The 12,389-nt window shown below is 38.4% G+C and carries 9 protein-coding genes; 2 read left to right on the top strand and 7 right to left on the bottom strand.

Annotated elements, in window-relative coordinates:
• The first annotated feature begins 88 nt into the window (after positions 1-88).
• A complete protein-coding gene (ppa, locus tag QE177_RS01225) occupies positions 89-619 on the top strand; it encodes an inorganic diphosphatase (protein WP_280550941.1) in 531 nt (176 codons plus the stop codon).
• 58 nt (positions 620-677) lie between these two features.
• Here ppa and QE177_RS01220 read toward each other — a convergent pair whose 3' ends face one another.
• From QE177_RS01220 to QE177_RS01195, 6 genes are all read right to left on the bottom strand, one after another.
• Positions 678-1,028, bottom strand: coding sequence for a gamma-glutamylcyclotransferase (locus QE177_RS01220; RefSeq protein ID WP_026821846.1), 351 nt, complete (start codon positions 1,026-1,028; stop codon positions 678-680).
• A 2-nt stretch (positions 1,029-1,030) separates the two neighbouring features.
• A complete protein-coding gene (locus QE177_RS01215; RefSeq protein WP_280550940.1) occupies positions 1,031-4,804 on the bottom strand; it encodes a translocation/assembly module TamB domain-containing protein in 3,774 nt (1,257 codons plus the stop codon).
• The gene (locus QE177_RS01210) at positions 4,801-6,543 is read right to left on the bottom strand and encodes an autotransporter assembly complex family protein (protein ID WP_280550939.1); all 1,743 of its coding nucleotides are present in this window, start codon (positions 6,541-6,543) and stop codon (positions 4,801-4,803) included. Before QE177_RS01210 ends, QE177_RS01215 begins: the two co-directional genes overlap by 4 nt.
• A 430-nt stretch (positions 6,544-6,973) precedes the next feature.
• On the bottom strand, positions 6,974-7,993 hold the full coding sequence (locus tag QE177_RS01205) for a carbon-nitrogen hydrolase family protein (protein WP_280550938.1): 1,020 nt from the start codon (positions 7,991-7,993) through the stop codon (positions 6,974-6,976).
• Between the two features lie 133 nt (positions 7,994-8,126).
• Positions 8,127-10,160 carry a M13 family metallopeptidase gene (locus tag QE177_RS01200; RefSeq protein ID WP_280550937.1) on the bottom strand — a complete coding sequence of 678 codons (2,034 nt, stop codon included), beginning with the start codon at positions 10,158-10,160 and terminating at the stop codon, positions 8,127-8,129.
• A 376-nt stretch (positions 10,161-10,536) separates the two neighbouring features.
• Positions 10,537-10,743: a DUF1107 domain-containing protein gene (locus QE177_RS01195; protein ID WP_026821849.1), complete on the bottom strand. Its 207-nt coding sequence runs from the start codon at positions 10,741-10,743 to the stop codon at positions 10,537-10,539.
• Positions 10,744-11,056: 313 nt separating this feature from the next.
• On the opposite strand from QE177_RS01195, the gene QE177_RS01190 reads away from it, so the two are divergent.
• Positions 11,057-11,620, top strand: a complete 564-nt coding sequence (locus tag QE177_RS01190) for a YtfJ family protein (protein ID WP_280550936.1) — start codon at positions 11,057-11,059, stop codon at positions 11,618-11,620.
• A gap of 8 nt (positions 11,621-11,628) precedes the next feature.
• On the opposite strand, the gene cysQ is transcribed toward QE177_RS01190, so the two are convergent.
• Entirely contained in the window at positions 11,629-12,369 is a 741-nt protein-coding gene (gene cysQ, locus QE177_RS01185) for a 3'(2'),5'-bisphosphate nucleotidase CysQ (RefSeq protein ID WP_280550935.1), read from the bottom strand.
• Positions 12,370-12,389 lie beyond the last annotated feature (20 nt).

Below are 12,389 nucleotides of genomic sequence, written 5' to 3'. Positions count from 1 at the left end.
AAGATCCTATCTGATAGTGAGTTTTTCTTTCGTTTACGGCTATAATAGCCGCTAGTCAATTTTTAGCTTTAAATAAAGGACATTTTTTATGAGCCTAAATAACGTACCGGCAGGGAAAGAACTGCCTGAAGATATCTATGTCATTATAGAAATTCCAGCCAATGCTGATCCGATAAAATATGAAGTAGATAAAAAATCCGGCGCCATCTTTGTCGATCGTTTTATGTCGACTGCTATGTTTTATCCCTGTAATTATGGTTATATCAATCATACTCTCTCACTAGATGGCGATCCTGTTGATGTTTTGGTTCCGACACCATATCCGCTACAACCAGGAGCAGTAATCCGTTGTCGCCCAATCGGTGTATTAAAAATGACCGATGAATCCGGTGAAGATGCAAAATTAGTTGCTGTGCCTCATTCTAAATTAACTAAAGAATATGATCACATTAAAGATATTAACGATTTGCCTGAATTATTACGCGCTCAAATTAAACATTTCTTTGAACACTATAAAGATTTAGAACAAGGCAAATGGGTAAAAGTGGAAGGTTGGGAAAATGTTGATGCGGCAAAAGCTGAAATTCTTTCTTCTTTTGAACGCGCAGCTAAAAAATAAACATCATATAGATTTAACAGATCCCCTTTATTAATAAATGGGATCTAGTTAGAAAAATTTATTTGCTTTTTCCATCACGTTTTAGCCAATCACCACTTTCAATTCGCCGTAAACCATCTACCGGAAGTTTATAAAGATAGATCCATGCATTACCATAAGGTGTAGATATCAACTCTCTCTCATAATCTTGGGAATTCCTTTTTAATTCATCAAGCTCAGTCAAAATCGACGGTGTAATACGATAAACTTCACATTCTATCGTCCCTTCACCACGTATTACTGCAGGGTAATAACCTAAGTCATAAATCTCATAACCTTCCAACCTATACTCTCCTAACAGCTGAGCATAGGTCATCCAATGATGATTTCCCTGTTTACGTCTTAAACTACCATAAACAATTATACGCATAATTAAAACTCAAACTGATAAAGCAGATCGAGTGCCTGATCAACGCCAGACACAGCTTCTAGATACAATTTTGGCATCAAACGATAGCGTAGCGTTAATGTAGCAAGAGAATTAAATATCCCTACACCATATTTAACTTGCAAATCATTAGTTATCTTACCGCTCACTACAACTTGAGATTTGTCACCAACCCCCTGAGTATCTAATGCTAAGTCGGAAACGCCAAATGTTTCACCAATACTTCCCAATAATTTTCCACTTTTGGAAACTCCCATACTAATCAGCAAAGCAGCCATATGGGTACTATCTGCACCACTACTATCTAACCCTTCACCTCTAAGCAAATAAGATAGCGCTTCTTCCTGCGATTTAACTGGCTCAGAGAAAATCGTTGCTTTTGGCTTATCAGCCAAACCTGTAACCCTTACACCCGCAATCACATTATCATTGGTACTCTCTGGATTGCGGATCGCTTCTACATTTAAGAATGGCTGATCAATGGGACCAGAAAATAAAATTTGTCCTTTCCGTACAATAAGATCTTGCCCATATGCATGAAATCGTCCTTCAGGAATATTAATCTGGCCATTTAAACCCAATCCTTGTTTATCTTGGATAACTTTTAACATTCCTGTTAATCGAGCTTTTAAACCAAATGCATCCAGACGAACATCATTGCCAATTTTAATCTGTAGATTAGTTAAGATTGGTATTGATATACCTTTTTTCTCTATTGGCTGCAAATTTGCGTCTAACATCACTTCATCTGATGAAACGCCTACTGCTGATTCCGGCAATTCTTGTACCGTAATCCGTGCCCAAGGAATATTTACATTACCATTGAGACTTAATAAATTAGGTGTAGCTTCAAGAACAATATCCGGTTCCACATCAATACGAACCATTGGCGGTAATGTTATCCGCAATTTATTACCTGTGGCGGAAACTCTCGCTTGCCAAGCTTTAATATTACGCCAATCCGCCTCTCCGGTTAACTTTAAATAACCTTCTGGTGTATTAATACGTCCTGTTAATTGAGAATGAGTTCCCATAAAATTCAGTTTGAGGAAAGCCTGATTGATATCAAATGGAAACCAGTGTCCTTTTGCTGTCACATTAGAAAGTGCCAAATTACCATTTAATAGCGGCTGCTTCATATTGCCAGCTAACCTTAAATCGGCATTCAGATTGCCATCTAACCCTTCACCTTTACTTAGAACTGGACGAATTAATGCTAATGTAATATTTTCAATATTAACACTACCTGATAATTTACGACTTTGTTCCGGATCGTCAATCCGTATATTGCCTGAAAATTTACCATTATTGTTAATTTGTATTAACCACTGTAATACCGCCTTACCATTACTCATGTCTGCATTTAATGTTAGCGTTTGAAATTCAACGGGTAACCATGATCCTTCAATCAATTGCTTGATTTTCACACCATTGCCAAGCAAATTTACTTTTGCCTGAGGCGAACGACCATCCGCATACCAACTCACTTTTGCATCACCATCAAAACTGCCAGTGAGTTGAGTTTCAGCGGGCAAAAAGGGTTTGAGCAGCGCTAAATCAAACTGCTGTAGTAGAATATCTACATTACCTGATTTACCAATTTTAGCCGTTTTAGACAGACAAAAACGCCCTTTAGTATTTAACCAGCAATGAGGGGACAGCGTGACTTCCTGTTGTTGATTAGCATACTCAATCGCTACTGGCCGACTTAATTGCCATTCACCAATCGGTGTATTAAATAATGTATTATCTAACATGCCTTGCCATAACGCTTTCTGTCGATCAAAACGGCCTTTTAGGGTTAAATGACCCGAAATGGGTTTCCCATCGATAATCATTTTAACGCTATGCTGTTGTTCATCACCTTTAGCATCTAGGTTGAAATTGTGCACAACTAAATCTGCCTGTTTCAACTGATGAATAGCAACGGTTAACTGACCATGGATCTGTTTATCAGAACGGATATCACCTTGAATAATTGCTTTATCAATAGCTAAGTTATTTTGCCATTTAACCTTACGAGCTGCGAGATCAACCATTAATTGTGGTGACTTTAAATCACCTCGTAATTTTAATTGTCCCTTTATGACACCCGCTAAACCAGGTAATACACCATCGAGACCAGGTGCATCAACTATTCCATCCAGTTGCCATTTGTTATTCACATGTCCATTAATAGCTAATTTGTTGCGGCCGAGTAAAATATTGAACACGGGAATGTTCCATTGACCTGCGGCATTGCCGCTTATCTGTCCGCGGGTGCGTAATAAATTACCTTTTACATTACCATCCAAGGTAATTTCAGGGACTTTTAATTGCCAGCTACCCCCATGTACACTACCTGTCATGACGATTTTGCCCTGCAATTTAGCTGGCCATTGTGGCCACTGTTTTGCGGTATTAATATTGGATAAAGTTAATAACCCATTCCAACTTATTGCTTTACTCCAATCAATAATACCGCTTAATTCTGTTTTTCCCTGCAATGCATTCAATCGCAAACTCGTTAAACGAAACTGTTGTTCATTCCCTTTAGCATCAAGCGTTAATAAGGTCGGTGGCACATCCCGTCCATCAATATTGGTTCGCAATGAGAGATCATAACCCATCATCTTACCATTCATACGTAAACGCAGATCCTTTAAACTATATTTGGGCTCGCCTTGCAGTGGCCAATTTAGTTGCTGACTTTCTAGGGTTAATTGAATTGGCAATCCTGCCTGTGATAAGGCTACTTCTGTGACCAAATTAGCCTTGATGGGACCTGTTAAACTTAACATTAATTTAAGCTGTTGTAATAAAGCCCCTTCTAGTTTCAAATTAACTTGTTGGCCTTTAAGATTATCCAGATAGGATACGGCTTGAGCGGTTATATTGACCGGCCACTGCTGAACCAAATTAGCATCACCGGTGAGAGTAATCTTGCCTTCAGGCGCCACAACATCAAATTGCTTAATAGCTATCTGCTGATTTTGTACGCTAGCTATTAATGTCAAATTCTCAATCACTACTTTAGTATCACCAGCTAAATGCCAGTTTATCCCTCGGATCTGCTCAATATTAATATCAATAGGCAACACGACTTCAGGTAATTTAGCCAATAAGGGCTCAGCAAACAGGGCTTTTAATGTTTCAGCAGGTGTTTTATCTGCTACCTCATTAGGGGTTTTTGTCACTGTTTTTTCTGTCGCTTTATTTGCTGCCACTGAGGTTTTTGGCAAATTAATCACTAATCCATTAATTGTCGTTGGTTTAATTGTCAATAGATTAGCTTGCCAATCAGCTGCCATGGTTAATTCAGCCAGTGAAACCTGGGTGTTATCAAGCTGGATACTGATATTTTTTAAGATTAACTGATTTAATAAAATAGGATAAGGCGTCGACGATTTAGTTAAGGGTTTTGAGCTGGCTTGCTCTTTGGCTGATGGAAAGGCTTTGCTATCAATCTTAACATTGACGCCTTCAGTTGAAATATTATTAACGCACAATTGAAAACGTTTTAAACAGTTAACTTGGAGTGAAAGATTAAATTTATCAACATCAACATTAATACCCTTGGTTCGATAACGAACTCCTTGCAAATTCAAATCACTCCAGCCGCCGGAAATGGTCGCAATTTCTAATCCTGGCAACCAACGCACGGCTGTATTAAGGGCAAAATGTAAGCCTGATTGTGTGGTAACTATCCAACCAATCATCGTTAATAATATTAATAACAAAAACAATAGAGCCAGACTAATACCTTTTATCCATTTCATAGCTCAGCACCTAATCCAATATAAAATTGTACTTTGCTATGATCAGGATCACCAACCGGTGCAGCAATATCCAGTTTAATTGGCCCAACTGGTGAAACCCAGCGAATACCAACGCCAGCGCCGACTTTAAAATCATCCTTATTAAAATCATTGACTGCCTCACCACCATCAACAAATATGGCACCCCACCAGTTGCCCGTCACATTATATTGATATTCCAGTGAGCCGACGGCTAATTTGGAAGCACCGGTCAATTTTCCTTGGTCATTAGTAGGGGAAATTTTTTGATAACCATAACCTCTAATACTGCGATCACCACCAGCAAAAAAACGTAAATCGGGAGGGACTTTGTCAAATCGATTAGCTTCTATCCAACCCAGATGGCCTCTTACAACAAAACGATGCCCTTTCCAGGGTGTTCTTATCCAAACATTTTGCGCTTGTAATACAATAAAATCGATATCTGAACCCCAGGTAGTATTAGAAATATCAATAGTATATCGCTGGCTATCCCCCCAATAGGGCATAGCGCCACCTCGTTGTCGCATGCGGCTAAGACTGACGCCAGGATACAACAACATAGTAGTATTGGTTACATTTGCCTGGGTAAAATGGCTTAGACTCCAGCGCAAATTAACACCATATTGCCAACCTTGATAATAATCCCAATTCCTTAATAAATTGAGGGTTGTCGTATCAGACTGGGTATCATTTAAGTCAGTACGTTTGAAACCGGCCTGAACGGCATAATATTGTTCTAAGGGACTCTTTTTGAGTGGAATTTTATAACTTGCATCAATAATTTGTTCAGGTTGAGAAAGACTAAGGCTGGAAGTAAAGCTCTGTCCTCTAGAATTAATCCAAGGTTTATTCCAAGTAGCTTTGACTCGAGGTCCTACATCGGTGGAATAACCACCACCTAATTCAACATGATTACGCGCACGAGGCGTTAGTACTGCATCCATTGGCAGAATATGCGTGCCTTTCTCACGTGCTTTATTAATATCAGGTGTAACAATGGCGGAATTGAACCAACCCGTACTGACTAACCGTTGATTGAATTCAGCCAATTGCTCAGAAGCGTAATAGTCTCCTTGCTTAAAAGGAACAATATTATTTAAATAATCTTCGCGAATTTGTGCGCCTTCATATTTGATAGCGCCGAAACGATAACGCTCAGCACTATTGAAATCAAATATCCAGTAAGAAGCTCGATGAGCTAATGAGACACCTAACTGGCTTTTTTCCATTTCTGCATCAAAATAACCTTTACGGACTGCCAGGCGACTAAAGCCCTGTTTCAAATCTTCATAATCGCCATGATTAAGAATAATTCCTTTTGGGGGCGTATTACGGGCTATCATTTCCGCATAGTCTTTATCATATTTGGCCGCTCCCTTTAGTGTTATCTTTACATCTGCCACATGAACCGGTTTTCCAGGATCAACTTTCGCGGTTAAAACGGGTCGAGAAGGTGGTTGAAATTCCTGATAAGAAAATTCAATAGTGGGTTCATAATAACCTAACGGCCTTAACCCTAAACGAATTGCTTTATCAACTCTCACGCGAAAACGACCATCAGTGGCAATTTCATCCTGAGTGATACTCGAGAGCTGAATACGAACGTTTTTTTCAAGTTCTCCTGTCAAACCCTCAACTTTTAAACGAAGATTGGCACCATTGGCAATAGGCACTACCATCGACATACAAAGAAAACAAAGCAAAGAATATCTTGGCACGCCAACTCCTAATGGAAAATAACGATAAAAACTCACTCATTTTGGTTAAATTAAACAAGATATACAAGATATTAATAATAAATAATGCAATCTTTAACTCTCGATTTAGGCGCAATAACAGTAGTTGAATAGCATGCTAAAACATTTTTAACTAATAACACTATTGGTTATTTATTTTTATACCGTTAAGCCAAAATTTTTGTACCAAATACCTTATTAAAAATAGCAACTTTCTTTCGAAAAAACGAAATGCAAAAAATTTCTTTTCATAAAAATTTTAGAAAGGGATATAAATAGGGGGTAGACTGAAAAATAATTACCAAGTAACCACAAAATTTGGTAATTATATCATTGCTAAAACAGCTAAATGCGGTCAAGTGGATATATTAGAATTCATCATTACATCTATTCAAATAATAGTCTGAATATTCTAATTAGTCTGAACTTCTTCATTCCCGGGCAATACAATCTGTTTTGTATCTGTTAAGGCAATAAAGGAAGCCGTTTTAGTTGCTAACGGAAGGTTAGCCGCAGGGTTAAATAGTAAGCAAGTCACGTCTGGGCGTGAATAATGGCCGACCGGATCAGCGATTGCTTTGGCATAAGTAATTGCGGCTGGTTCGAGCGTAGCCAACAGTAGTCCTTCCTCATTTTCTGCCAGAGGTGTTGTTAGCTCACTGCCATCAGGACCAAATATACGCGCATAACCACCACCTACTTTTAACAAGTTCCGCTTAGTCTCATCTGTACATAACTGTTCAATCATCTGCTCTGACACAATAGCACACGGCGCAATAACAAAACATTGCCCTTCAACTGCATAGGATCGTGAAAGCGCGACATTAACTTCCGGACTCAAAGCCGCTGTTGCATCGCGATAAAGGCTAAAACTAGGCCAAGCCGCAATATGAATTTGCTCATGCTGAGCATACATAACATATCGCGTTAATGGTTGAATGTGTTCCCAACAACACAATGCCCCAATCACGCCTAACTGAGTGGTAAATGTTTTTAGCGATGAACCATCACTTTCACCAAATAGAGTGCGCTCCACATGGGTCGGTTTAAGTTTTCGCCGCACACCGATCGTTTCTCCAGTATTACTGAGAAGCCATTGAGCCATATAAAGCGTACCATGATCTCTTTCACTCAAACCCAATAGCAGCCAAATATTATTCTCTCTAGCAACCGAAGCGATACGCTTTGCTTGTTCACTGCCTAATACTAAAGAATTTTGATAATATTGATAAACCAGTGGGGTTAATGCGGCAGGTGAGTCCAACCAAAGAAACCAGGGATAACCAGGTAGCCAATTTTCCGGAAAAGCGATCAGTTCTGCCCCCTTACGTGCCGCTTCTCTTATTAAATCGATAGTTTTATCGATAGTTCCTGCCAAATCCATAAATACCGGAGCTGCCTGTACACAGGCAACGGTGATTGATTTATCCATTATTAATTCACCTCATAGTTGAATGTCGCATATCATTTATGTTTGCGATTATACAAATGAAGTGCTTACTAATGTTATTACCCAAAAGCAGCAAGTTTATCAGGCTCTATGCTTTAGAGCCTGATATTGAAGTCTACCAGATATGGATCCTCTCTTTAGGTGCCAAATAAAGCTTATGCTCTTTTTCTACCTTAAAGGCTGCATACCAATCATCCATATTACGTACCACGCCATTGGCACGATAGGGATTCGGACTATGGGGATCAGTCATAATCTTATTACGCTCGGACTCTTTATTCGCTAACTCCCGCCAAGTTCTCGCCCAAGCGATAAAGAAGCGTTGTAACCCCGTCATTCCATCGATAATCGGCGGTTCACCATTCGGATAATGTTCTTTAGAAAATTGCTTATAAGCATTGAGGGCAATATTTAACCCACCGAGATCACCAATATTTTCACCTAGAGTGAGTTCACCGTTAACCGTTAAACCATCAATTTTAAACCCATTATACTGCTTAATAAGTTTGGCGGTTTTTTCTTTAAAATGCTGCTGTGAAGCCGCTGACCACCAGTTTCTTAATTGCCCAGTTCCGTCATAAAGACGGCCTTGATCGTCAAAGCCATGTCCCATTTCATGCCCGATCACAGCACCAATGGCACCATAGTTATAAGCAGGATCAACTTTTTGATCAAAAAATGGCGCTTGCAAAATAGCTGCCGGGAAAACAATTTCATTTTGAACGGGATTATAGTAAGCATTAATTGTTTGTGGCGTCATCCCCCATTCCCACTTCCTGACTTTTTCACCGATCCTGCTCATATTATCTTGATAGAGCCAGTTTTGTACTTGCAGATAATTGTCGAATAATGTGTCTGGTTGCAAGTGCAGCGTACTAAAATCATGCCATTTTTCAGGGTAACCAATTTTAACGGTAAATTGGTTAAGCTTTTTTAGTGCTTCCTGGCGGGTTTGTTTATCCATCCAGTCATTATTTTGCAAACGGGTTTTAAAAGTCCCTTTGACATAGCTCACCAAATTTTGGATCTTATTTTTAGCCTCAGGATCAAAATAAGTTGCAACATAAAGCTGCCCCAATGGTTCCCCTTGTAGTTTATTAACAATTTCTAATGCTCGTTCTTTACGAGAACGCTGTTGTTTAATACCATTTAATTGGCTTGAATAAAAATTAAATCGAGCATCAGAAAAAGCTTCATTCAGGTAATTGGCTTTACTACTCAGATAATGGAAAAGTAAATAGTTTTGTAAGGTAGATACCGGGGTATTAGACAATATTTTAGCCAGTTGCTGAACTGCACTGTCATTTTCTACGATAACTTTGGCCAGTTGTTCTTCTGAAAGTTTCCATTGTTGAATAAAACCTTGCCATTGATAATCTGGCGTAAACTTGTTCAGTTGGCTAAGCGACATTGGATGATAATTTTTCAACGTTTCACGTGCAGCTTCTGGTGTCCAATGGACTTTTGCCAACGATTTTTCTAACGCAAAAATTTGTTTAGCCTTTAATTGCGTTTCTTTTTCTCCAGCTAATTGTAAAATAGTGGCAATATAAGCGACATAATCCTGACGGATAGTCTCCATCTGTTTAGTCTTATCCAGATAGTAATTTCTATTAGGTAAGCCTAAACCCCCTTGTCCTAGATAAAGAACATAAGTATCAGGTACTTTTGCATCCAACCCAACCCAATAGGAAATAAATGGCATATAACCCGGTTTTGCCATTAGATTAGTAATATCAGCATGAGTTCTTGCCTGCTTGATATTATTAAGCGCATTTTGTACCGGCATTAAACCTGCTTTTTCAACCGCCGTTTCATTCAAATAGCTGCGATAAAGATTACGAATATTGCGTTGATTATGATTAAGCTCATTTTCCGGTTGAACTTCAAGTTTATTTATCAGTGCTTGCAGCTGTTTTTCTGTTTTGAGATATAACTCAACAAAGGAATTAATGCGTGACATTCCAGCTGGGATTTTTGCATGGGTTATCCAATCCTGATTAACATACTGATAAAAATCATTACCTGGAGAAATGGAATCAGTCAGTGTGATTTTTTGTTCGCCGTAAGTAACGCCTTGGGCAACAGCAAAGGAGGAAGTTGTCAGAGCAGACAGACTAATAAGTAGTGCTAACACAGTTTTTTGCATAGGAGAAAACCTTTCTCTTCTTTGAGATTGATATGTTCCATCAACTAGTGTTGATAAGCTGATAAGTTATCTATACTACTTCAATCTTTTAACAAAAATGTACATATAAATTTAATTTTCTTCAAAATTATAATCTTTATCGCAATCAAAACATCGCTGTTTGCATAGCCAAAACCAAATTATCAAATGCCAGCCACAAAATAAAATGCGGTTGCTAAACATCCAATCTAACATGAAGCGAGTAGAATGAGGAATGGTAAAATACTTTTTGCTAATCTGTTCTGAAGCAAAACTTATGTATTAAAACCGTTATGTCATGATTAATTAATATTTTATTTGCGCCACTGAGGATGTGGCGCACCACTTATCAGACGAGTTAACCTATTTCTGTCTGGAGGATAAGGACTTCTTTATTAATTTCATTCATTATGTTGAAATGCCGCTTATCTTTAATTCTAGGGGGTAATATCTTTCCTTTGTCAAATTCAAATACTCCCATATCTTTGATATACAATCGACCACGAAATAATATTTTAACGTAACGCGCAATCTTCAGTGGGTTATAACGGTGAAAAATCTTCATTCAACTTTTTCCTCCCCTTTGTTGATCTTGAAGTCACAAAAATGTGATTCATGACACATTTTATAGTCATAGACTCTCGTTACAAGCTTTAGTTCTCCTTTTCCAATAAGATTTAACGATTTTACATAACATGATAACTGGTTAAATAGTTTTGAATAATTATTACAATATTTTTCATTTGATGTCTTAACAACTTTTGCTGTATGTGCTAGAGCCGCTCTCTGTAGTAAAGACATTATATTTAAGATTGACTATGCTAATAAACGATGACAATCATCAATAACCAGTTTAGAAAAAATTAACGAGGAGCACTATGTTAAAAAAGATCATAGCAATAGTAATTTTATTAACTCTCCCTATCTCTGCCTTAACTGCTACATTCGAAATCAATAAGCCAGTGCCTACTGTAACTGTTACCGATCGAGGTGAACTGCTGTTGAACGAAAATGGTAAGCTGATTTATCAAGATTGGAGCAGCAAAGGACTTGCTGGCAAAGTAAGAACAATTCTACATATTGCCGGGCGTCTTTCCGCTAAAGAGCTCAATGAACCATTAATAGAGGCAATTAAACAACAGAAATTTGATCAGAAAAAATATCAGACAACGACAATAATAAATACTGATGATACAATCCTTGGAACCGGTTTTTTTGTCCGCAGTAGTATTGAAGACAGCAAACGAGAATTCCCGTTTTCTCAAATCATTGTTGATAATAATGGTGTAGTTAAAAAAACCTGGCGGCTAAAACCCAAGAGTTCTACCATCATCGTATTAAATAAAAATGGTAATGTATTATTTGCTAAAGATGGCGCACTAACATCTGAAGAGACAAACAAAGTTATCAAACTGATTGAAACACAATTAAAAAATAATTAATTAAACCATCAGAATATTGACACTCTAAATCCCGGATTAATAAATGATTCTCTAGGGGAATAGTCTAATGTTCTACCATACCAATCTGTCACTTTAGCACCTGCCGCCTGGGCGATCGCATGTCCTGCGGCAGTATCCCAAATATGAGTGGGTCCAAATCGCGGATAAAGCTGTGCTTTACCTTCAGCGATGAGGCAGAATTTTAATGAAGAGCCCATCACCATAACTTCATGCTGCCCCAATTGCGCTAAATAATCGGCCAATTCTTTATCCTGATAAGAGCGGCTAATGATAATCAGCGGGGGATACCCATTAGCAACATGAAGTGATTGTTTTACACCATCCACTATTTTCCATGCCTTGCCATGCTCACTAGCAAAAAGCGCATTTTTTGCTGGCGCATAAATAATTCCCATAACAGGAGAACCCGATTTGATCAAAGCAATGTTAACGGTAAATTCACCATTCCTTTGAATAAACTCTTTAGTTCCGTCAAGTGGATCGACTAACCAATAACACTCCCAATGACAACGCTCTTGCCAAGCCGGTGGAGCTTCTTCAGAGAGTAGTGGAATGTGCGGTGTTATACTTGCCAATCCAGTTTTAATAATTTGGTGAGCAATGAGATCGGCTTCAGTCACCGGTGAGCTATCTTTTTTGTGCTTAACAGAAAGCTGTTGTCCACTTTCGTAGATAGTCATAATTGCTCTACCCGCTTCTTTTGCCAAATCACATATTTGCTCAAGCATAATATATCTCGGAAAACGGC

It is taken from the genome of Arsenophonus sp. aPb, assembly GCF_029873475.1.
Taxonomy (GTDB): Bacteria; Pseudomonadota; Gammaproteobacteria; order Enterobacterales; family Enterobacteriaceae; genus Arsenophonus.
The sequence above is the reverse complement of the archived record's forward strand: the minus strand, read 5'-3'. Positions and strand labels throughout refer to the sequence as shown.